The 22,180-nt window shown below is 66.8% G+C and carries 15 protein-coding genes; 7 read left to right on the forward strand and 8 right to left on the reverse strand.

Annotated elements, in window-relative coordinates:
• Positions 1-239 precede the first annotated feature (239 nt).
• From rpoH to AC3QL3_RS02635, 3 genes are all read left to right on the forward strand, one after another.
• Complete coding sequence (gene rpoH / locus AC3QL3_RS02625) at positions 240-1,100, forward strand: RNA polymerase sigma factor RpoH (protein ID WP_492896714.1); 861 nt, start codon at positions 240-242, stop codon at positions 1,098-1,100.
• A gap of 384 nt (positions 1,101-1,484) precedes the next feature.
• Positions 1,485-3,917 carry a winged helix-turn-helix domain-containing protein gene (locus AC3QL3_RS02630; protein ID WP_492896715.1) on the forward strand — a complete coding sequence of 811 codons (2,433 nt, stop codon included), beginning with the start codon at positions 1,485-1,487 and terminating at the stop codon, positions 3,915-3,917.
• A 176-nt stretch (positions 3,918-4,093) separates the two neighbouring features.
• A complete protein-coding gene (locus tag AC3QL3_RS02635; protein WP_492896716.1) occupies positions 4,094-6,427 on the forward strand; it encodes an FG-GAP repeat domain-containing protein in 2,334 nt (777 codons plus the stop codon).
• 39 nt (positions 6,428-6,466) lie between these two features.
• Here the strand turns inward: AC3QL3_RS02635 and AC3QL3_RS02640 are convergent, their stop codons facing one another.
• Together AC3QL3_RS02640 and AC3QL3_RS02645 are read right to left on the reverse strand one after the other, a co-directional pair.
• Entirely contained in the window at positions 6,467-8,641 is a 2,175-nt protein-coding gene (locus AC3QL3_RS02640; RefSeq protein ID WP_492896717.1) for a primosomal protein N', read from the reverse strand.
• 420 nt (positions 8,642-9,061) lie between these two features.
• Positions 9,062-10,246, reverse strand: coding sequence for a DUF3667 domain-containing protein (locus tag AC3QL3_RS02645; protein WP_492896718.1), 1,185 nt, complete (start codon positions 10,244-10,246; stop codon positions 9,062-9,064).
• Between the two features lie 218 nt (positions 10,247-10,464).
• Here AC3QL3_RS02645 and AC3QL3_RS02650 point away from each other — a divergent pair, with 218 nt between their 5' ends.
• Positions 10,465-11,838 (forward strand): MATE family efflux transporter, encoded by a 1,374-nt coding sequence (locus AC3QL3_RS02650; protein WP_492896719.1) that lies wholly within the window; start codon positions 10,465-10,467, stop codon positions 11,836-11,838.
• Positions 11,839-11,925: 87 nt separating this feature from the next.
• The gene (sppA, locus tag AC3QL3_RS02655; RefSeq protein ID WP_492896720.1) at positions 11,926-13,776 is read left to right on the forward strand and encodes a signal peptide peptidase SppA; all 1,851 of its coding nucleotides are present in this window, start codon (positions 11,926-11,928) and stop codon (positions 13,774-13,776) included.
• Between the two features lie 125 nt (positions 13,777-13,901).
• On the opposite strand, the gene AC3QL3_RS02660 is transcribed toward sppA, so the two are convergent.
• From AC3QL3_RS02660 to AC3QL3_RS02685, 6 genes are all read right to left on the reverse strand, one after another.
• A complete protein-coding gene (locus tag AC3QL3_RS02660; protein ID WP_492896721.1) occupies positions 13,902-15,314 on the reverse strand; it encodes a fascin domain-containing protein in 1,413 nt (470 codons plus the stop codon).
• A 150-nt stretch (positions 15,315-15,464) separates the two neighbouring features.
• Positions 15,465-16,520 carry a 2-oxoacid:ferredoxin oxidoreductase subunit beta gene (locus tag AC3QL3_RS02665; protein ID WP_492896722.1) on the reverse strand — a complete coding sequence of 352 codons (1,056 nt, stop codon included), beginning with the start codon at positions 16,518-16,520 and terminating at the stop codon, positions 15,465-15,467.
• Positions 16,521-16,542: 22 nt separating this feature from the next.
• Entirely contained in the window at positions 16,543-18,396 is a 1,854-nt protein-coding gene (locus tag AC3QL3_RS02670; protein ID WP_492896723.1) for a 2-oxoacid:acceptor oxidoreductase subunit alpha, read from the reverse strand.
• Complete coding sequence (locus tag AC3QL3_RS02675; RefSeq protein WP_492896725.1) at positions 18,393-20,222, reverse strand: FAD-dependent oxidoreductase; 1,830 nt, start codon at positions 20,220-20,222, stop codon at positions 18,393-18,395. Before AC3QL3_RS02675 ends, AC3QL3_RS02670 begins: the two co-directional genes overlap by 4 nt.
• Before the next feature lie 171 nt (positions 20,223-20,393).
• The gene (locus AC3QL3_RS02680; protein WP_492896727.1) at positions 20,394-20,714 is read right to left on the reverse strand and encodes a hypothetical protein; all 321 of its coding nucleotides are present in this window, start codon (positions 20,712-20,714) and stop codon (positions 20,394-20,396) included.
• A 3-nt stretch (positions 20,715-20,717) separates the two neighbouring features.
• Entirely contained in the window at positions 20,718-20,945 is a 228-nt protein-coding gene (locus tag AC3QL3_RS02685) for a hypothetical protein (RefSeq protein WP_492896729.1), read from the reverse strand.
• Positions 20,946-21,019: 74 nt separating this feature from the next.
• On the opposite strand from AC3QL3_RS02685, the gene AC3QL3_RS02690 reads away from it, so the two are divergent.
• Positions 21,020-21,799: an SDR family oxidoreductase gene (locus AC3QL3_RS02690; RefSeq protein ID WP_492896731.1), complete on the forward strand. Its 780-nt coding sequence runs from the start codon at positions 21,020-21,022 to the stop codon at positions 21,797-21,799.
• Positions 21,800-21,874: 75 nt separating this feature from the next.
• Positions 21,875-22,180 carry a metalloregulator ArsR/SmtB family transcription factor gene (locus tag AC3QL3_RS02695; RefSeq protein WP_492896733.1) on the forward strand — a complete coding sequence of 102 codons (306 nt, stop codon included), beginning with the start codon at positions 21,875-21,877 and terminating at the stop codon, positions 22,178-22,180.

The raw sequence follows: 22,180 nt of genomic DNA on the forward strand, positions 1-22,180 counted from the left end.
CCGTCTGCCGGGCTTCCGGCAGTAGGAAATCGTTCTTTTTCAGAGACTTAAGGTTTCGCGCCGTGGGGCGAACACTGCGTCGCCGCAGTTAAACGAAAAAACACGTGCAATTAACGAACTTTCGGGTACTATAACTGTCAGTACAGTTATCCCCGAGCGCGGTAGCGCGCCGGAACTCTGTAGGCATTTAGCACTCTAAGGACGCGAGTGCTAGCATGCGTAGCCAATCGGGAGTTCATATGAGCAATGCCCTGGTCGCCAGCAATTTTCCGGTTCCGAGTGCTTTGGGTAGCCTCGAAGCCTATGTAAGTGCCGTTCACCAGATTCCAATGCTGACGCAGGAAGAGGAGCAAGACCTCGCCCGTCGTTTCGTGGCCGAGTCCGACCTCGCCGCCGCCAAGCAGATGGTGCTCGCGCACCTCCGCTTCGTCGTGCATGTGGCGCGCGGTTACTCCGGCTACGGCCTGCAGGTCGGCGATCTGATCCAGGAAGGCAATATCGGCCTGATGAAGGCGGTCAAGCGCTTCGACCCGAATCAAGGCGTGCGCCTGGTGTCGTTCGCCGTGCATTGGATCCGTGCCGAGATGCACGAGTTCATTTTGCGCAACTGGCGCATCGTCAAGGTCGCCACGACCAAGGCGCAACGCAAGTTGTTCTTCAATCTGCGTAAGTCGAAGAAGCGTCTGGGTTGGATGAACGCCGAGGAGGTCAATACCGTGGCGCGCGAACTCGGCGTGCCGGCAGCGACCGTGCTCGAGATGGAAGCGCGTCTGAACGGTCGTGACGTCGCTTTCGACACGCCGGTCGACGCCGACGAGGACGAGCGTCCGTCGCCGGCCGCGTTCCTGATCGACCATACGGCGGATCCGTACGGGATGGTCGAGAGCGAATCCGAGGAGGAGTCCAGCCTCGATACGCTCGCACGCGGCCTGGTCAAGCTCGACCAGCGTTCGCGCGACATCATCCAGCGCCGCTGGCTGAAGGACGGCGAGAAGTCGACGTTGCAGGAGCTGGCAGACGAGTACGGCGTCTCGGCCGAGCGCATTCGCCAGATCGAGGCGAACGCAATGAAGAAGATGCGCGCGCTGTTCGTGGCCTGAGCCCAAGAAAAGCACTCCGCCGGTTCGGGTTTCCGAGCCGGTCGGCAGTGCAGCTTCTACACTCATCTACTTGTACACCATGGTACGGAACGGCCCCCACGCGGGGCCGTTCGCATGTGCGGGAGTCTGAAACCGGCGTACGAAATTCGTGCGCGAAGGCGCCGAAGAGGGAACGGCCGTTTATACCGCCGGGCTGCGTCTAACACTCCGACCGCTGCGGCGGTTTGCGGGAGGGGCAGCTTGGCGCCGTCCGTCCGCTCGACTCCCCACGAGTGAGACGGGCGCTCCGAAGCGCCGAGCGTCCCGGGAAAGGCCGCCTCCGGTACGAGCGAACCGGAGGCGGCCGGACTCGTCAGTACGTCGGCCGCACGCTAACCTCGCCGGATGGTCTTTGAGGTTTACGAGTTCGGAGCGTTCCGCTTCAACCCGTCCACGCGCGAGCTGTGGCGCGGAGAGCAGCGCATCGAGTTACCGCGCCGCTCGTTCGAATGCATCGAACATCTGATCGCCCATCGCGGCCGCGCGGTCGGTCGCGATGAACTGGTCGAGGCCGTGTTCGGGCGCTCGAACGTATCCGATGCACAGCTCGGCCAGGTCGTGCTGCGTGCGCGCCGCGCACTCGACGACGACGGCAACGCGCAACGCGTGATCCGAACCATTGCAGGCTACGGCTATCGCTGGGTGGCCGAGGTGCATGCCATCGCTGTGGACGAGGTCGAAGCCGAGACGGCGACACCGACAGCGAACGAGGATGTTTTCGATACGTCGGACCAGATCACCGTTTCGCCGTCACCGCTGCGAGCAGACGCGCCGCGCGCCTCATTCATGCGGCGCTGGGGCGCCGTCGCGGCCTTGTCGATACTGACCGCGATCGTCGCATCGACCTGGCTGATCCATCGCACGTGGAGACCGGAGAAGCCGGCATCGCGCAGCGAGCAGACCGTGCGCGGCGACGGCATCGTGGTATTGCCGCTGCAAGTCGATGGCTTGCGCGACGACGCCTGGGTGCGTCTGGGCGCCATGGATCTCGTCGCCGAGCGACTGCGCCAAGCCGGCTTTCGCGTGCCGGTCAGCGAAAGCGTGCTCGCACTGCAGAAGTCGGCGCCGCAAGCCGCGGCCGGCGAGGAGCCGCCGACGCTGCGTGCGGCGACCGGTGCGCGCCTGGTCGTGCGCGGCACGGCCAAGCGCGATGCGGCAGGCTGGCAGATCGAATTGACCGCCACGCCCGAGCACGGCATCGCGGTGCCGGTCCGCTTCGTCGAGCGCGACGCGATGCGCGCGACACGCGGAGCGGCCGATCTGCTGCTCGCCGCACTCGGCCGCAATGCGCCGATCGAGGGCGAGCGCGATGCGAGCTTGGACGAAACCCTGCAACGCGCGCGCGCCGCGATGCTCGCCAACGAACTCGATACCGCGCGCGAGATCCTGACGGCGTCGCCGCAGCTGTCGGCGTCATCGTCGCAGCTCGCCTATCGGCTCGCGCTGGTGGATTTCCGCGCCGGTCAACTCGACCGCGCCCAAGCCAGCTTGGACCGCCTGCTGCCGCTGCCGGACGTCGAAGGCGACGCGCATCTCCACGCACAGATTCTGATCGCGCGTGCGGCGATTCGCATGCGGCGCGGCGAATTCGGCGACGGCAGTCGCGACTTCGACGCTGCACTCGCCTTGCTGACGCCGGGCGAACACATGTTGGAGATCGGCCAAGCCTTGATGGGGCGAGCCAACGGCCGCGTGCCCGAGCGCCGCTACGACGAAGCCCTGGCCGATTTCGGTGCGGCGCGTACGGATCTGGAAAGCGCCGGCGATCAGCTCGGCGTCGCCCGTGTCGATGCGAATCTCGGTCTGCTCGAATTGTTCCGCGGCCGGCCGGCCACGGCGCTGGCGTATCTGCAACCGGCAGCCGATCGCTTTCAGTCGTTCGGCGCCTTGCACGAGCTTCTGATCAGCCTGACCGGCGTGGTGCAGGCGCAACTGGCGATGTTGCAGCGGGAAGAGGCCGCTGTGACGGTCGAGCGAGGCCTGACCCTACGCGAGCGCATCACCGATCCGGATCAGCGCGTCGACCTGCTGCTGAATCAAGTCGAGCTGTATACCGGCAACGGACGCTATCGCGAAGCCGCCGCCGCACTGGCGCAAGCACGCGCGAGCGCGACCTCGGGCAATCGCGTCTTGCTCGCGCGTCAGAGTGCGCTCGGCGCACAACTCGCCTTCGCGCAGGACGACTGGCGAACGGCCGCCGAGGACGCCGCCGCGGCGTTGGCCGGTTGGCCCTCGAGCGGTGCCGACGAGCAACGCGGCTGGGTCGTGCTGCTACGTCAGCGTGCGCTGCTCGCTCTCGGTGAAACGGCGCCGTCCGAAGCTCCGATCGAGCGCCGGCGCGAGCCGCCGGACCAGGTTTCCGATGCGCCCGACGCTGTCGCCGATGCGCTCGCGACGGCGGAATGGGCACATCACGCAGGCGAGCGCGAACGTGCGCAACGCTGGTTCCGTTTCGCCGCCGCGAGCGCAGACCGGCGCGGGGTGCCGGTCGAGATCGTCGCAGTCGCCATCGCCTGGACGCCGACCTTGCTTGCCGCCGGCGACACCGCCCGGGCCGCGATCGCCGTCGGTCGCGTGGCGCCGTGGGCGGCGCGCGATTTCGACTGCGCCCTGCTGCAGCTGCGTCTGTTCCACGCTTTGAACCAGCGTGAGCCGTGGCTCAATGCGCTGCGTCAGGCGCAGGCACTGGCCGGGGAGCGCTCGATTCCCGCGGCCTTGCTGGAGCCGCGAGCGGCCGACGGCAGCGGCCCGCTGCAGCTGAGCGAACGCGCGCGATAGCGACGCTCTTGCCCTGCGCTGCGTCTGCAACGCATCAGGAAATTCTTTCCTGCGCAGTTGTCACGCGATTGGAGCGCTCTTGGAGTGACCGGCGCGAGCGCGCTGCGCAGGCTCATCGGCCGATGCGGCAGCCTGCGTGCGGCCGCTCTGTCGCCGATCGCCCGCAGGAGTCTTCGATGAAAACACGTGTTGTGCGTCGCTTCCGGTTGCCTCGCTGGGTTTACGCAAATTCCGCTTGGCTGCTGCTGGCGGCCGCTGGCTCGGCGCAGGCCGGTACGGCACCGCCGAGCTTCACCGCGGCCGCGATGCATATTCCCAATTGTTGTTTCGCCGTGTCGGTCGCTGCGGCGGACTTGAATGGCGACGGTAAGCCGGATCTCGTCACCGGCAATTCAATGAGCGGTGATTTTTCGGTAAGCCTGAGCGATGGCAGCGGCGGCTACGGCGGTCCCGTTCCGACCCAGATCACCGACGGTCCGGCGCGCGCGGTCGCCGTCGCATTGGCGGATCTGAACGGCGACGGCAAACTCGATCTGGCCGTCGCCGGCTACGATCAGAACGAAATCCGCGTCTATTCGGGTGACGGTACCGGCGCGTTCGGCACCCCCAACCTGCTCGACGTCGGCAGCGGCGTGTGGCCGACGGCTATCGCGCTGGCCGACGTAACCGGCGACGGTAAGGTCGACATCGTCGTTGCGAACGGCGAGAGCGGCAGCATCGCGGTGCTGGCGGGTGACGGCAGCGGCGCTTTCGCGGCCGCGCAGAATTTCCCGACCGGCGCCTGGCCCGAATCGCTGGTCGTAGCCGATTTCGACGCCGACGGACATCCCGACCTCGCCACCGCCAACGTCGACAGCAAGGACGCTTCGATTCTGTACGGCGACGGCAGCGGCCATTTCACCGCGCCGCAGAACGTTTCGGTCGGCGCCGAATCGGAACCCTTCGCACTGGCCGCCGCCGATGTCGACGGCGACGGCCATCCGGATCTGATCGTCGCCAATGCCGCGACCGGCGGGCAGGAGTTTCCGCCGCCGGAGTTGCCGGGAACGGTCGCTTTGCTGCTCAACGGCGGCAGCCGCTCGTTCGCGCCGGCGCAATTGCTGCCGGCCGGTCCCGGCGAGGGCCGTGCACACGACGTCGTCGTGGCCGACATCACCGGCGACGGCAAGCCCGACATCGTCGTCACGCGCCCGAATGCGAATGCCGTGTCGGTGCTGGTCGGCGACGGCAGCGGCGGTTTCGCCGCTGCGGTGAATCGGCGCGTTGCGCAAGGTCCGGGCCCGCTCACGGTGGCCGACGTGACCGGCGACGGCCACCCCGACATCGTCGTCGCCAACGCAGTGGCGCCGAGCATTTCGATCCTGCCGGCGGACGGTGCCGGCGGCATCGGCTTCAGCGCCAACTTCGACGCCGGTAACTTCCCGCATGCGGTCGCCGCCGGCGACTTGAACGGCGACGGTCGTGCCGATGTGGTCAGTGCGAACGCGCAAAGCAACGACGTCTCGGTCCTGCTCGGCGACGGCCACGGCGGCTTCGCCAGCGAAGTGCGCTACGCGGTCGGCGCGTCGCCGACCGGTGTCGTCATCGGCGATATGAACGGCGACGGCAAGCTCGACATCGTCAGCGCGGACTTCGCCGGCGGTACGGTTTCGGTCCTGCTCGGTCACGGCGACGGCAGTTTCGGAACGGCCGTGAGCTTCAGTGTCGGCGGCACCTGGGAAAGTCCGTACGCGCTTGCGCTCGGCGACGCGAATGGTGACGGCAAGCTCGACGTCGCCACCGCCAACACCAATATCTCCAACGAAAGCCTCTCGTTCCTGGCCGGCAACGGTGACGGCAGCCTGGCCGCGGCAGTCGTGCTGCGCGCCGGCGACGCCGGCGCTTTGCGCGATCCGCGCGGCATCGCGATGGCCGACGTCACCGGCGACGGCAAGCTCGACATCATTTCGGCCAACAGCGTTACCAGTGACGTCTCGATCCTCGCCGGCGATGGCGCCGGCGGTTTCGCGGCGGCGACGCACGTGGCGACCGATGCCGGACCGGTCGGGGTCGAGGCGAGGGACGTGACCGGCGACGGCTTCGTCGACCTCGTCACCTTGAACACGACCGCGCAGGACATCTCGGTGCTGATGGGCGACGGCCACGGAAACTTCGCCAAAGCGATCAACTATCCGATCTTTCCGGCGCAGAGCGTGATGGACTACGCGCCGTGGCCGTGGGCGATGACGCTGGCCGACGTCGACGGCGACGGCAAGGCCGACATCGTCACCGCGAACACGCAGAACGACACGATTTCCGTACTGCTCAACGACGGCCACGGCCGCTACGACAACTACGCCTGGTTCGATACCGGCGCGCTGCCGGGCGGTGTCGCGGTGGCCGATTTCGACGGCGACGGTCGTCCGGATGTGGTCAGCGCCAATCGCGAGAACCGCAGCATCTCGTTGCTGTTCAATCGCGGTGAGCGCAACGACCGCATCTTCGGCAACGGCTTCGAAGTCGTGCCGTAACCGCTGCCGAGGCGCGCGGCCGAAGAAGACTCGCGCGCCTCAATACAAGTCGACCGGATCGACATCGATCGACCAGCGCAACGCGCGCGACGTGGGCAACGCGCGCAGCGCGTCGAGCCAGCGCGGCAGGAACGCTTGCAGCGCGCTGCGTGCCGGCGCTTCGAGCAGGATCTGGCCGCGATAAGCGCCGGCTCGGCGCGGCATCGGTGCGGCCAGCGGGCCGTGCGCGTTCGGATCGCCGGCACGGATCTGCGCCATCGCCGCCTGCAGAAATGCATCGAGCACGGCGCGGTCCTTCGCTTCAGCGCGCAGCAAGGCGAATTGCGCGAACGGCGGCAAGCTGGCGCTGCGGCGATCGCGCAACAGTTGCGCGGCGAGTGCGCGATAGCCGCCGTCGAGCAGCACCGCGAGCAACGGATGCGCCGGGTCGTGCGTTTGCAGGATCACGCTGCCGGGTCGTTCGGCGCGTCCGGCGCGTCCGGCGACCTGCACGACGAGTTGGCCGAGCCGTTCGCTGGCGCGGAAGTCGACGCTGAACAAACCTTCGTCGACGCCGACCACGACCACCAGGGTCAGGTGCGGCAGGTCGTGGCCCTTGGCCAGCATCTGGGTGCCGATCAGGATGCGCGCGCCGCCTTCCGGCAGGCGATCGAACAGCGCGTCGCGCGCGTGGCGGCCGCGCGTGGTGTCGCGGTCGACACGCACGATCGGGGTGCCCGGGAAACGCTCCGACAGCGCGTCCTCCAGCCGCTCGGTACCTTGCCCGAGCGGATTGAGGGCGAGTCCGCCGCAGTCGGGGCAGGCACTCGGCAGTGCGCGTTCGTAACCGCAGTGGTGACAGCGCAGGCGGCCGTCGCGACGATGCAAGGTCAGCGCGCGCTCGCATTCGGGACACTGCGCACTCCAGCCGCAGTCGTGGCACAACAGCACCGGCGCGTAACCGCGACGGTTCTTGAATACCAGCACTTGTTCGTCGCGAGCGAGGCAGTCGGCGATCGCGTCCAAGGTGCTTGCGGCGAGGCCGTGCTGCAGCCGTTGCCGGCGCAGGTCGACCACGCGCAATGCCGGCGGCTGTGCCAGCCCGGCGCGATGACGCAGGCGCAGCAGGCGATAGCGGTCGGCTTCCACATTGGCGAGGCTTTCCAGCGACGGCGTGGCCGAGCCGAGCACGACCGGCACGCCGAGCGCCTGCGCGCGCAGCACGGCCAGGTCGCGCGCGTGGTAGCGGAAACCTTCCTGCTGTTTGTAGGAGGCGTCGTGTTCTTCGTCGACGACGATCGCACCAGCCTGCGGCAGGGGCACGAACAAGGCCGAGCGCGTGCCGAGAATCACGCGTGCCTCGCCGCGAGCGGCGGCGAGCCAGGCCTGTGCGCGCGCGGTTTCGTTCAAGCCCGAATGCAGGGCGGCGACCTCGACACCGAGCCGTTCGCGAAAGCGCCGCAGCGCCTGTGGCGTCAGCGCGATCTCCGGCACCAGCACCAGCGCCTGCCGCCCGCGTGCGAGGCAGGCGCGGATGATCTCGAGGTAGACCTCGGTCTTGCCGCTGCCGGTCACCCCATCGAGCAGGAAGGCGGCATAGCCGTCGCTGACGAGGACGGCGTCGGCCGCGGCACGCTGTTCCTCGTTCAACGGTGGACCCGGCATCGGCACCGCCGCCGTGACCGGTGCACGCAAGCGCAGGCGTTCGACCCAGCCGCGGGCGAGTGCCGTGCGCGCGGCCGCGGCGACGTCGCCGAGCGTCGCGTCGAGTTCGGTCGTCGTATGTGCGCCGTCGGCGAGAGCGTGCAGCAGCGCTTCGACGCGGGTGCCGCGGCGTCGTTTCGGATCGTTACCCGCGTTCTGCCCGGCTGCGGTCAGCCGCAGCGCCGGCAGACCGGCCTCCGGTAGCGCGCGCGCCGAGCGCAGCGCGACCGGCAACGCCGTCTGCAGCACCTCACCGAGCGGGTGCTGGTAGTAGCGCGCCGCACGCCGCAGCGTGGTCATCAGTTCGAGGGTCAACAGCGGCTGCGGGTCGAGCACGCGCTCGATCGTCTTCAACTGAGCCGGGTCGAGGTCGCTGCCGGCGGCGGATTCGACCACCACGCCGACGATCTTGCGGCGGCCGAAGGGAACCAGCACGCGGCAGCCCGGCGCCGGGGTCTCGGCCGCCGTGGTCCGGTAGTCGAACCAGGTGTGCAGAGGGACCGGCAGGGCGATGCGCAGGATCGGATTCATAGCGGGACGGCGGCGCGAACCGCGCTGCAGCGAGTGTAACGTGACGACGACGGCCGGCTACGGCCGTTTGCAGCCAGTTTCTTATGAAACTTTCAGAAAGAAAGCTTAACTGGATGCCCTGTCAGAGATTTTTCGCTTATCCACAGCAAATGTGGATAACTCTGTGGAAGAACGCCTGCGAGCGGGGTCAGGAAGCGCGCTGTGAAGCCTCCGGACTCGGGTTGGCGAATCTTTAATCAATCTGTAATGCACTTGGAATTTCAACGACTTGTATTGTTACAGCGGTTGTCACACGCGGATTTGTCGGGGCGCGGCCAGCGCGCGGGAGCGCAGCCTGCCTCCTGTGCACAACCGCTTGACATAGGGGGATGCGCTCGTTCCTCCAGCGCTGGCGCGGGCTGCGGACCGAGGCGAGCGAATTCAGGCCAAGGTCAGGGTCGCGACCAGGGCCCCGGCGAGGCCGAAGCAGAGCAGAATCAGGTAGGACACGCCGATCAAGCTGTACTTGAACGTCGTCATGAACCAGCCCTGCTTGTAGACCTTCTTCTGCATCAGAAACAGGTAGATCGGCAGCCAGGTCCATACGCCGGCTTCGGTCAGGGCGGCCGCCGCGCGCAGGGTGCCGTTGCTGGTGGCGCCCTTGAGCAGACTCAGCAGGGCGATGAAGAGCAGCGACAGAAAAATGAACGCGTGGCTGTGCAGGGCGACCATCAGGTGTTCCATGTACAGCCGGCGCTTGAAGATGTAGACGATCTTCAGCAGCACCGCGAACAGCGGCATCAGCACGAACAGGGTCTGCGGCAGCACCGAAAAGATACCGGCGATCAGATGGCGCGGGTCGCTGCGGGCGGCCTTGATGTTGTCGCGCGCGCGCACCGCCATCTCGTTGAGTTTGCTGTTGGCGAAGGCGGGCAGCCAGCCGACTTGGATCGGGTGGGCGACCGGATCCCAGGGCGAGCCGTCGAAGTTGAGATCGTCCTTGTCCACGTTCGGATCGGCCGGTGGCGTCTGGCCTTTCGACTCGGCTTCCTGCTTCCGCTTGATCCAGGCGCGGCGCTTGTCCGCTTGTTGGCGCAGGTTGGTCATGACCTGATCGAGCTCGGCCGCGTCTTCGGCCGGCAGCGAGGGCACCTTGCGCGCGTCTTCCAGCCGGCCGAGCGCTTCCTTCAGGTTCTCGTCGAGCTGGGTCTCGTTGATCGCTTGTTCGATGTTGCCGCGCCCGGCGGCGACCTTGAGCAGATCGAACTTCGCGTCGTTGAGGTTCAGCGCGAGCTGGATCGCGAAGAAGGAGATCACGCACAGGAAGAAGAACAGCCGGAACGGCGTCACATAGCGCGTGCGGCGACCGACGAAGTATTCGGTGGTCAGAAAGCCGGGGCGGAAATACAGCGGCAGGATGCTGCGGAAGATGCGCGAATCGACATTGAAGATGGTGTCGGCGACATCCGACATGACGCTGGCGAGATGGCGCACCATGCCCTTTTCGGGTTGGCCGCAGGCGTAGCAGAACGGTCCCAGCATCGGCGCGCCGCAATTCGCGCACGGCTTGTTCGGCGGCGCCGGCGGAACGGCCGCGGCGGCCGCGTCTGCGGATTGGGTGTTCATGCCTTCACTGTCCCCTGCGCAAAAACTCGAAACCGCGCGCAGAGCGGGGCTTCGGATAGAATGCAACGCTTGCGAACGCGGTTTTCCGTTCCGACCCGCTCGGCGGCGTCGCGAATGCCGCGTCGCATCGGTCGCATCCTGCACGACGCACTCGAGGCGTCGGCAAGCCGATCGATTCGGCGGTTGCTCGAACCGCCCGCCGCGCCCAGGTATCCCGCATGAATTCCATTCTACATCGCCAGCCGTCGGCGCTTGCGCGCGAGCTGAAGGAAACCATCGTGCTCGCGCTGCCGCTGGTGCTGAGCCAGTTGATGGCGGTCGGCTTGAGCGCGATCGATGCGCTGCTGGCCGGCCATCACAGCGCAGTCACGCTCGGCGCGGTCGCGGTCGGCGCCGGCATCTGGTCGATCGCTTTCGTGGTCGCGATCGGCGTGACGATGGCGGTGCCGCCGTCGGTCGCGCAGCTGTACGGCGCGGGGCGCATGACCGAGGTCGGCAAGGTGTTCCGCCAAGCGCTGTGGCTGGCCCTGGGCTTGGGTCTTCTGTGCTGGCTCGGTGTGCGCTCGAGCGGTCCCTTGGTGCGCCTGATCGGAGTCGATCCGCACCTTTTCGACGAAGTCGACGGTTTCTTGCGCGGCGTTTCCTGGGGCGCACCGGCGATCGCGGTGTTCTTCACCATCCGCGGCATGAGCGCCGGTGTCGGCATCACGCGGCCGACCATGTACTTCAGCCTGATGTCGCTGCTCTTGCTCGGGCCGATCGCCTATGTCTTGCTGCATGGCAAGCTCGGCTTCCCGGCGATGGGGGCCGGCGGCATCGGTGTCGCCACAGCGATCGTCATCTGGCTGGAGACGCTGGCGTTCGGCGTCTATCTGGCCGTCCATCGCGGCTACGCGCCGTACGCGCTGTTCGCGCGCTTCGAACGCCCCGACGCGCGCGCGATCGGCGAGCTCTTGCGCATCGGCGTGCCGATGGGCGTGACCGTGTTCATGGAAGCGAGCCTGTTCATCGCGACCACCCTCGCGATGGGCACGCTCGGCACCGACACCGTGGCCAGCCACCAGGTCGCGCTGAATGTCTCCGCCTTGTTCTTCATGATCCCGCTCGGCATCGCGATGGCGGCCACCGTGCGCATCGGTCACGCGGTCGGTCGCGGCGACGCGGCCGGCTTGCGCACGGCCGGCGCCGCCGGCTTCGTGCTGGCGCTGGCGACGCAGACTCTGTCGGGCAGCGTGATGGCGCTGTTCCCGACGACGATCGCCGGCTGGTATTCGAAAGATGCCAGCGTGATCGCGCTGGCCGCGCAGCTGCTGTTGCTGGCGGCGGTGTTCCAGTTCTCCGACGGCATCCAGGCGGTCGCCAACGGCGCGCTGCGCGGGCTCAAGGACACGCGCGTGCCAATGCTGATCACCACGTTCGCGTATTGGGGCGTGGGCATGACGGTCGGCTGGTGGCTGGCCTTTCCGCACGGCCTGGGCGCGCGCGGCATGTGGATGGGCCTGATCGCCGGCCTCAGCGTCGCTGCGGTACTGCTGACCTGGCGCTTCTGGAAGCAGGCGCGGCGGCCGTTGCCGGCACCGTCCCGGGCATGACTTGCGCGGCATGCCGGGCGCCACGATATCCGGTAGGCTGAATCCACTCGAGAGTACGCGGCACTCGGCGCCGCATGGAGCGATGCGATGTCGAAAGAGAATCCCGGCGTGATCCGCCGTCTGTTCCGCGGCCTTTGGAATGCGTTGAATTTCACGCGCCGGCTGGTCTTGAACCTGATCTTCCTGGTCATCCTGATCGCGATCGCGGTGGCGCTGTTCGGTGGCCGCGCGACGATCGCGCCGCGCACAGCACTGGTGTTCGATCCGAAGGGCGCGATCGTCGAGCAGTACTCCAACGATCCGGCCGACCGCGCGCTCGCCAGCGTGACCGGCGCCGAATCCAAGGAAGTTCAGCTGCGCGACCTTCTGCGCGTGATCGAGGCGGCAGCGAAGGACTCGCGCATCGAACGTCTGGTGCTGATCCCCGACGAGATCGACCGCGCCGGCCTGTCCACGCTGCGCGAACTCGGCGCCGCGCTCGATCGCTTCAAGGCGACCGGCAAGGAAGTCGTCGCCGTTTCCGGCGGCATGGGCCAGAGCCAGTACTACCTCGCCGCGCACGCGAACCGCATCCTGCTCGACCCCGAAGGCGCGGTGTTACTGGAAGGCTTCGCCAACTACCGCAGCTACTTCAAGGACGCGCTCGACAAGCTCGGCGTGCAGGTGCACCTGATCAAGGTCGGCACGTTCAAGTCGGCGGCCGAACCGTACGTGCAGAACCAGGCATCCGATGCGGCCAAGGAAGCCGACACCTATTGGATGGGCGGTTTGTGGCAGGAATACCTCGGCGAGATCGCCGCTCTGCGCAAGATCGACGCGGCCAAGATCGGCGAGGACATCGCGCATTACGACGAACGCGTCGCGGCGCAAGGCGGCGATCTGGCCAAGCTCGCGCTGGAGCAGAAGCTGGTCGACCAGCTCGCCACGCGTGCGGAAGTGCGTGCGCTGCTGCGCGCGCAAGGCGTGGCCGAAGGCAACGACGGCTTCCGTCAGGTCGACTTCAAGAAATACTTCGCCACGCTGGCGCCGGAGAATCTGCCCAGCGTCGGCACCGCGCAGGTCGCGGTGGTGGTGGCGCAGGGTGAGATCGTGCCGGGCGAGCAACCGCCGGGCATGATCGGCGGACGCTCGACCGCGCAGCTGGTGCGCGCGGCCCGCGAGGACGACAAGGTCAAGGCGGTCGTGCTGCGCGTGAATTCGCCCGGCGGCGATGCGACCTCGTCGGAGCTGATCCGGCGCGAGATCGTGCAGACGCGCGAGGCCGGCAAGCCGGTCATCGTCTCGATGGGCGACGTCGCCGCCAGCGGCGGCTACTGGATCGCGATGGACGGCGATGAGATCTGGGCGCAGCCGAATACGATCACCGGTTCCATCGGCATCTTCGGCCTGTTCGCGACCGTGCCCGAGACGCTGGCGAAGATCGGCGTGCACACCGACGGCATCGGCACCACGCCGCTGGCCGGCGCGCTCGACATCCGGCGCCCGCTGTCACCGCAACTGGAGACGATCCTCAACAGCGTGATCAAACGCGGCTACGGCGAATTCATCGGCAAGGTCGCCAAAGCGCGCGGCAAGACGCCCGAGCAGATCGATGCGATCGCACAGGGACGCGTGTGGAGCGGCAGCCAGGCGAAGGAGCGCGGACTGGTCGACAAGCTCGGCGGTCTCGACGACGCGATCGCCGCCGCCGCCGCGCGCGCGAAGCTCGGCAGCGGCTACCAGGTGCGCTATGTGGAACGCGAACTGGGCGCGTGGGAGCGGCTCGCGCTCAGCTTCAGCAACAGCGAAGCGCTGGTCCGCGTGGTGCGCTGGACCGGTTTCTCGCTGCCGTCGGGGTTGGTCAATGCCTCGGATCTGCGTCAACTGTCGGGCATGGTCGAATCGCTGCGTGGCAAGCGCTACGGCGCGTTCGCGCATTGCTTCTGCGAACTGCCCTGAGCGATCGCGAGCAGGAGCACGCCGGTCGCGATCGGCGCGGCGAGCTCCTGGACGCTTTTCGCTGACCGTTGCGCTGAAGTCCGGCTGGCCGCCGTTGTCGGCGGCCTGATCCGGATCGCTGTTTCCTATTCGAACTCCCAGGGTTTCCAGACGTCCTTGCTGGCAGGTCCTTCAGGTCCGTTTTCCAGCCGACACTGTTTGCCGATGATCGGCGCGTCGGCACAGCCGCGACTTTCGTTGCCCCAGCGGTAGATCGGTCCATTGGCCGGGTGCTGTGAGGGCTTGGTGCCGGCGTTCTTGAAATCTACGCTCATCCAGACCGGCCAGGGCTGGTTGATGCCGTCCCTCGCGGTGTAGTCGAACGCGGCCAGCTTCTCCCACGTATTCCACAGCGCGCCGTCGCTGCACTGGTCGACGAGCTTGACCACACCGTAGTTGCGGTAGACGTGATCTCCCGGCTGCGACCAGATGCCGTGCGAACCCTTGGCCGAATACACCACCGGATGCGTGGTCGGGATGAATTTTCCGATGTCCGACCAGGCCAGCTGTTCGCCGCCGTCGTGCGCGGACAACGCCACCTTGAGCGGTGTCGGCCGCCATACGCCGTTCTTGATCGCCCATTGCAGGCGCACGGTCAGGTGCTCCCAATCGCTGACGTGGTTGCCCCAGATCGTGTTGGCCACGGACTTGCCGCGGTTGTAGGGGAAAAAGAAGAAGTAAACGATGTCGGTGATCAGCCCCGGCTTGTTTACCCAGAACGCGTACACCGGCACCGAGCGCAGATCGCTCTGTCCGCGGAAGTATTTCGGGCTGTCGTCGGAAGGGCTGTCGAGCGTCTGCTTGGTGCGGATCCAGTACTTTCCACCGTCGTCGTCGTTGCGGAAGCGATCCATGTTGCCGAATGCGAATTCGACCGATGAGGGGTGGTACTCCTCGTCCACGGCGAGCACGACCATCGGCGCGAAATCCGACATCGCCTGCAGCTTCGCTTCGCGGCTCAGCAGCGGCGCGTCGATGAGCACGAATTTCTCGTCGTCGCCGACGCTGCGGCTGGCGTTGACGACTCCGCCACGCGGGTGGGCTTGGTCGACGCCTTTCGCCTCGGCGCGCAGATAGACGCCGGGAAACTTCACCGACGCGATCGAAACCGTGCCGTCGCCGTGGCGTTCGAGCGCGAATTTCTCCCAGTCGCCCGCTCCATACTGGCAATTGACGGTGCCGCCCGAGCCGCCGTGGGGAACGTTTCTGCCGTCGAGACGAAGGTAGACGCCGGGATACTCGCGCGAGCCGATCGCCACCACGTCGTTTCCTTTCGCATCCTTGCCGTGCGGCTCGAGGTTAAACTGCCATTGCGGGCTGGCGCTGTAGCAGCACTGCGCAGAGCCGCCGCCGTGCTCCAGCCACTTGTTGATGTGGTCGGCGTTCATTTGCAGAAAGCAGTCGGGGCGCGCGCGCAGCGCGATCATCGTGGCGCGTTCGGGCGTTGCGGTCGCGTCGGCGGGCACCGCAGCGTCGTCGGCGGTCGAGGTCGTGGACATGAGGCTCTCCTTGGGGCACGCGAGTGCAGAAACGCGAACGCTAGGAGAGACGTTGTCTGGATGCGGTGAATTCCGCCGCCGCACGACGCCGGATGTCGTCGAACGGAGCCTGGCCGCGGCGCGGCCGGCAGCGCCGCGCGCTCGCCGCGCTCAGCGCAGCAAGGAGTTGATCTTCTGCAACGCCGCTTGCCCCGGGCAGAGTTCGCCGGCGCCGAGCGTATTCAGCGGCTGCGCAGTGGTGTTGAAGTGTTCGTGCAGGTCGTGCGCGTCGGGGTCGACGTAGAGCAGGCCGGTGACGACTTCGCCCTTGGCCTGGCGCGCATGCACGTAGTTCATCGCGGCGACACGATCGTGCGCATTGAAGTCCGCGCTGAGCTTGCGCAGACGCACGATGCTGCCGTCGTGCTGGGTCACGTCGACCAGTTCGCCCTCGGCGTAGTCGACCGTGATCTCGGCGCGCACGTCGATGAAATCGAGCCGGTTGACCGCCTCGTTGTGCTCGCGCACGTACTCGTAGCTCTTGGTGCTGCCAGGGTGGTTGTTGAAGGCGACGCAAGGGCTGATCACGTCGATGAAGGCGGCGCCCTTGTGCGCGATCGCGCCCTTGATCAGCGGCACCAGCTGCTTCTTGTCGCCGGAGAATCCGCGCGCGACGTAGGTGGCGCCGAGCTGCATCGCGAGTCCGATCAGGTCGAGCGGGCTGTCGGTGTTGACCACACCTTTCTTCGACTTCGAGCCCTGATCGGCGGTGGCCGAGAACTGGCCCTTGGTCAGACCGTAAACGCCGTTGTTCTCGACGATGTAGACCATGTTGACGCCGCGGCGAATCGCATGCACGAACTGGCCGATGCCGATCGAGGCCGAATCGCCGTCGCCGGAGACGCCGAGATAAAGCAGGTCGCGATTGGCCAGGTTCGCACCGGTCAGCACCGAGGGCATGCGCCCGTGCACGGTGTTGAAGCCGTGCGACTGGCCGAGAAAGTAGTCCGGCGTCTTCGAGCTGCAGCCGATGCCGCTGAGCTTGGCCACTCGATGCGGCTCGATGTCGAGTTCCCAGCACGCCTGGATGATCGACGCCGAAATCGAATCGTGCCCGCAGCCGGCGCAGAGCGTGGAGATCTTGCCTTCGTAGTCGCGCCGCGTGAAACCGATCGCGTTGCAGGCGAGCGTCGGATGATGCAGCTTGGGTTTGGTGATGTAGGTCATGAGTGGGAACCCGGTTGCATGATCACGCCAGCTTCTCCTTCCGCGCAGTCGACGACATCTGCGCCGCGATCGCGCCGGCGATGAATCGCGCCGTGATCGGCGTGCCGTCGTAGTGCAGCACCGCCACCAGTCGCGCCGGATCGATACCGAACTCGTTGATCAGCAGCGAGCGCAACTGGCCGTCGCGGTTCTGTTCGACGACGAACACGCGCTCGTGACGGCGGATGAATTCGCCGATGCTGTCGGGGAATGGGAACGCGCGCACGCGCAGCGTGTCGAGCAGGAGACCTTGTGCGCCGAGCAGCTCGATCGCCTCCATCATCGAAGGGCTGGTCGAGCCGTAATAGATCACGCCGTCGAGCGCTTCGCCGCTGGTGCCGTGCAGCAGCGGTTGCGGCACCAGTGACTTGGCGGTGTCCCACTTCTTCAGCAGGCGCTCCATGTTGTAGACGTAGTCCGGTCCGCGTTCCGAATAGCGCGCGTAGGGATCGCGCGAGGTGCCGCGCGTGAAGTAGGCTCCGCGCTCGGCATGCGTGCCGGGGTAGGTGCGGTACGGAATGCCGTCGCCGTCGACATCCTTGTAGCGGCCGAAATCCTTGCCCGCTTCAAGCTCGGCCGCCGTCATCACCTTGCCGCGGTCGTACTCGCGCGCATCGTCCCAGGCGAACGGCGCGGTCAGGCGCTGGTTCATGCCGATGTCGAGATCGGTCAGCACGAACACCGGCGTCTGCAGGCGGTCGGCGAGATCGAGCGCGCGTGCGGCGAACTCGAAGCATTCGTGCGGATCTTCCGGAAACAACAGCACGTGCTTGGTGTCCCCGTGCGAGGCGTAGGCGCAGGCGAGCACGTCGGATTGCTGCGTGCGCGTGGGCATGCCGGTCGAGGGCCCGCCGCGCTGCACGTCGATGATCGTCACCGGAATCTCGGCGAAGTAGGCGAGGCCGATAAACTCGTTCATCAGTGAGATGCCCGGGCCGGCGGTGGTGGTGAACGCGCGCGCGCCGTTCCAGCCGGCGCCGACGACCATGCCGATCGAGGCGATCTCGTCCTCCGCTTGCACCACGGCGAAGCGGTTGCGGCCGCTCTCGGCGTCGACGCGGTACTTCATGCAGTAGCTCTGGAACGCCTCGGCGAGCGAAGAGGAAGGCGTAATCGGATACCAAGCGCACACCGTCGCACCGCCGTAAACACAGCCGAGCGCCGCGGCGACGTTGCCGTCGACGAAGATCTTCTCGCCGACGTTGTCGGCGCGCCGCACGTGCAGCCCGATCGACGGCAGCTGCTGCGCGGCGTGTTCGCGCCCGAGTTCGAGCGCCTGCACGTTCGAGTCGAGCAGCTTTTCCTTGCCCTTGTACTGCTCGGCGAACAAGCGCTTGATCTCCTCCGCATCGATGCCGAGCAGCACCGACAACGCACCCAGATACATGATGTTCTTGAACAGCTGGCGCTGCCGCGCATCGGCGTAGGTGCGATTGCAGATCGCGGTCAGCGGCATGCCGATGACGTGGACATCATCGCGGAACTTCGACGGTGGCAGCGGCCGCGTCGAGTCGTAGAACAGATACCCGCCCGGCTCGATTTCCTTCAGATCCGCATCCCAAGTCTGCGGATTCATCGCGACCATCAGGTCCACGCCGCCGCGCCGGCCGAGCCAGCCGCGCTCGCTGACGCGCACTTCGTACCAGGTCGGCAGGCCCTGAATGTTGGAAGGGAAGATGTTGCGCGGGCTGACCGGCACGCCCATGCGCAGGATGGAGCGTGCGAACAGTTCGTTCGCCGAGGCCGAGCCCGATCCGTTGACGTTGGCGAATTTGACGACGAAATCGTTGACCGCTTCGATGCGCGCGCGCGGCGCGGTTTCGATCTGCGCGTTCATGCCGCCACCTTCGCGGCGCGCTTGTGGCAGCCCGGCCCCGCCTGCGTCGTGTCGAGCAGGAACTTGCGCATGTCCCAGGCGCCGGTCGGACAGCGCTCGGCGCACAGGCCGCAGTGCAGGCAGACGTCTTCGTCCTTGACCATCACCCGTCCGGTCTTGAGCGCATCGGACACATACAGCGATTGGGTCAGATTGAGCGCCGGCGCGGTCAGCTGCGTGCGCAGCTCGGCTTCCTCGTCGTTGAGAGTGAAGCTGATGCAGTCCATCGGGCAGATGTCGACGCAGGCGTCGCATTCGATGCAGGCGTCCTTGGTGAACACCGTCTGCACGTCGCAGTTGAGGCAGCGCTGCGCCTCGTGGAAAGCGGTCTCGCGCGTGAAGCCGAGTTCGACTTCGATCTTGATGCTCTTCAGCGTCGCGTCCTTGTCGCGCCACGGCACCGCGTAGCGCAGATCGTTGGAGACGTCGTTGTCGTAGCTCCACTCGTGGATGCCCATCTTCTGCGAGATCAAGCTGACCGCAGGCTCGGGCCGCTCGTGGATGTCCTCGCCGCAGAGCATCTTGTCGATCGACACGGCCGCCTCATGCCCATGCGCGACCGCCCAGATGATGTTCTTCGGCCCGAACGCGGCGTCGCCGCCGAAGAAGACCTGCGGCAGGGTCGACTGCATCGTTTCCTTGTCGACCTTCGGCATGTCCCACTCGTCGAAGGCGATGCCGAGATCGCGCTCGATCCACGGAAACGCGTTCTCCTGGCCGACCGCGATCAGCACGTCGTCGCACTCGAAGAACGCGTCCGGCTCGCCGGTCGGTACCAGCTGGCGGCGACCGTTGGCGTCGCGCTCGGCGCGAACCTTCTCGAACGTCATGCCGATCAGCCTGCCGTCGCGATGTTCGAAGGTTTTCGGCACGAGGTAGTTGAGGATCGGGATACCTTCGTGCATCGCGTCCTCTTTTTCCCACGGGCTCGCCTTCATCTCTTCGAAGCCCGAACGCACGATCACTTTCACGTCTTCGCCGCCGAGGCGGCGCGAGGAGCGGCAGCAATCCATTGCCGTATTGCCGCCGCCGAGTACTATCACGCGCCGGCCGATCGCGGTGATGTGCTCGAAGTAGACCGAGGCGAGCCAGTCGAGCCCGATGTGGATGTTCGCCGCGGCTTCGCGGCGGCCGGGCAGCTCGAGATCGCGTCCGCGCGGCGCGCCGCTGCCGACGAAGACCGCGTCGTAGTCTTGCGCGAGCAGATCGCGCATCGAATCGATGCGCACGCCGCCGCGAAACTCGACGCCGAGATCGAGCACGTAGCCGACTTCCTCGTCGATCACCGCTTCTGGCAAACGGAAGCGCGGCACCTGAGTGCGCATGAAACCGCCGCCTTTGCGTTCGGCTTCGAATACGGTCACCTCATAGCCGAGCGGTGCGAGATCGCGCGCGACGGTCAGCGCGGACGGCCCGGCGCCGATGCAGGCGATGCGCTTGCCGTTCTTTTGCGCTGCCGGCTTGGGCATGCGCGCGCGCACCGCGGCGTCGTCCTTGTTGTCGGCGGCGACACGTTTGAGGCGGCAGATCGCGACCGGTTCGGCCTTGCCGTCGGCGCTCTCTTCGACGCGGCCGCGGCGGCAGGCCGGCTCGCACGGTCGGTCACAAGTGCGGCCGAGGATGCCGGGGAACACGTTCGAGCGCCAATTGACGAGATAGGCCTCGTCATGGCGGCCGGCAGCGATCAGGCGGATGTACTCGGGGACGGGGGTATGGGCTGGACAAGCCCATTGGCAATCGACGACTTTGTGGAAATAGTCAGCGTCGCGGATATCGGTTCGCTCCACCACAGGCCTCTTTGCGCGCTCTCTGGTGAGCGCCGAGCCTAATCCTTGATGAGTCGCGAAGCAAAGGGCAGTGCACCATAGGCGGACGCGATCGACTCGAACGGCGCTCGCGGCCCTACCCGGCGAACGCGAATCGGCGAGCGGCCGGTGCGGTTTCGCCGCCGGCCGAACTCAGAGCGGCCCGCGCTGGCGCAGGCGTTTCTGATAGTCGAGGACCGCATCCTTCGCCGTCTTCAGGTTCGCGCCGGTAGCCTCGCGATAGCGCTTGATCGCCTGGATCAGATGGCCTTGCACGAGCAGCTCGCGCAGTTCGGTTTCGAGGTCGGCCGGCAGTGGCTGCGGCCGCACGTTGGCGGAAGCCGACGAACGTCCAGGCCGGTCGGGGTCCGATGCGACGTTGCGCCGCGAACCGCGCTCGACGCTGAGGCGGCCGATCACGAAGAACACCAGCGCGACCAACAGATAGCCCCAAAGATCCGCCCAGGCAGGCATCGCTCAGCCGCCCGCGTCGTCGACCGCCTTCTGCTGCGCCTTCGCCGCCTCGTCGACCGTCTGCTGCACGGCTTTGGCTTTTTCCAGCGCCTTCAGCTGATCGTCGAACACGGTCTTCTGCTTCGCGGGGGCCGCTGCGGCCTGCGGCGCGGCCGGCTCCTCGGCCTTGCGGCCGGAACACGCCGCCATGGCGCAGGCGCAGAGAAGCGGGACGATGATCGAACGCAACATGGCATGCTCGACACGGCAGGATTGGCTAGAGTCTGCGCCGCACGATGGGTGCGTACAAGCCGGAGGATCGCCCGATGCACAATCCGTCACGCTGGCGGCTCGACGGCCGCGTCGCGCTGGTCACCGGCGCGAGCAAGGGCATCGGCCTGGCCTGCGCGCGCGAGCTGGCGACGCTCGGTGCCGACGTGCTGCTGATCGCACGCGACGAGGCCGCGCTCGACATCGTGCGCGCCGAACTCGAGGACGAAATCGCCGGACGCGAGTTCCACGCATTCGCAGCGGACCTGTCCGATCACGAACAGCGCCTGGAAGTGTTCGACTGGATCGCCGACCTCGACGTCGAGCTGTCGCTCCTGGTCAACAACGTCGGCGGCAACGTCAGCAAGCCGGCGCTCGACTACGGCCTGGACGAAGTGCGCGCGCTGGTCGAGACGAACCTGCTCGCCGCCTTCGAGATGAGCCGCCTGGCGCATCCGCACCTGGCCGAACACGGCAATGCGGCGATCGTCAACGTCGGTTCGGTGTCCGGCCTCACCCACGTGCGCACCGGCGCGCCGTACGGCATGACCAAGGCCGCGCTGCACCAGCTCACGCGCAATTTGGCCTGCGAATGGGCCGACGACGGCATTCGCGTCAACGCGGTCGCGCCGTGGTACATCCGCACGCAGCGCACCGAGGGTCCGCTCGCCGACGTCGACTATCTCGAAGAAGTGCTCGCACGCACGCCGGTCGGCCGCATCGGCGAACCGGAGGAAGTGGCCGCCGCGGTGGCGTTCCTGTGCCTGCCGGCGTCCAGCTACGTGACCGGCGAGTGCATCGCGGTTGACGGCGGCTTCCTGCGCTACGGCTTCTGACGATTTCTCGCCGCGCTTGACCACGGCCGCGATATCGGGTAATTAATTAAGTAATTTCCTAACTACAGAATCGCCATGGAACGCGTCTTCGAAGCCCTCGCCTCGACCGCACGGCGCAAGATCCTCGCCTACTTGAACCAGGGCGAGCTGACCGCCGGCGAGATCGGCGCGCGTTTCGACTTCAGCAAACCGGCGCTGTCGGGACATCTGCGCGTGCTCGAGGAAGCCGGCCTGATCGCGCGCGAGAAGCGCGGGCAGTTCGTCTACTTCCGCCAGGTGCCCGACCGTCTTGCCAACACGCTGTTCGCCTGGGCGGCGGAAGTGTGCCCGGTGGCCGGACCGCTCAAGCGCGAAAGCCGCGCTCGCGCGAAGAAGCGTTGA

The sequence above is a fragment of the Dokdonella sp. GW821-FHT11D02 genome (genome assembly GCF_058808595.1).